At 42.7% G+C, this 457-nt stretch carries 1 pseudogene; it reads left to right on the plus strand.

What is annotated here, in order from left to right:
• Positions 1-457: pseudogene (locus tag J7R10_RS08690) on the plus strand (DNA primase); the annotation flags it as partial.

Raw genomic sequence — 457 nt, forward strand, 5'->3', positions numbered from 1 at the left:
GGCGCGTTATTATCTTGGTGAGCGTGGCGTGACACCAGAACTTATAAAACGCTTTCGAATTGGTTTTGCTCCAACAGGGCGTACAGCTTTAAAAGAAGCGTTAAGTATGCGTGGTATTTCGGTAAAGCAGATGGAAGATTGTGGTCTTCTTGTATCGGGTGAGGATGTTACGGTTCCCTACGATCGATTTAGAAATCGTATCATATTTCCTATTGAAGATTTACGTGGGCGTGTGGTGGCTTTTGGAGGACGCGGATTAGATAAAAACGTGCGAGCAAAATATCTCAATAGTCCTGAAACGGTACTTTTTCATAAGGGAAATATGCTTTACAATGCAGCTTCTGCTCGCAAAAGCAATCATTCCATGGAAGAGAAAAAAGCACGTTCTATTCTTGTCGTTGAAGGCTATATGGATGTGATTGCGTTGACGAAGGCTGGTTTTGAAAAAGTGGTAGCG

The organism is Bartonella vinsonii subsp. berkhoffii ATCC 51672 (genome assembly GCF_902825225.1).
In the GTDB taxonomy this organism is placed as follows: domain Bacteria; phylum Pseudomonadota; class Alphaproteobacteria; order Rhizobiales; family Rhizobiaceae; genus Bartonella; species Bartonella berkhoffii.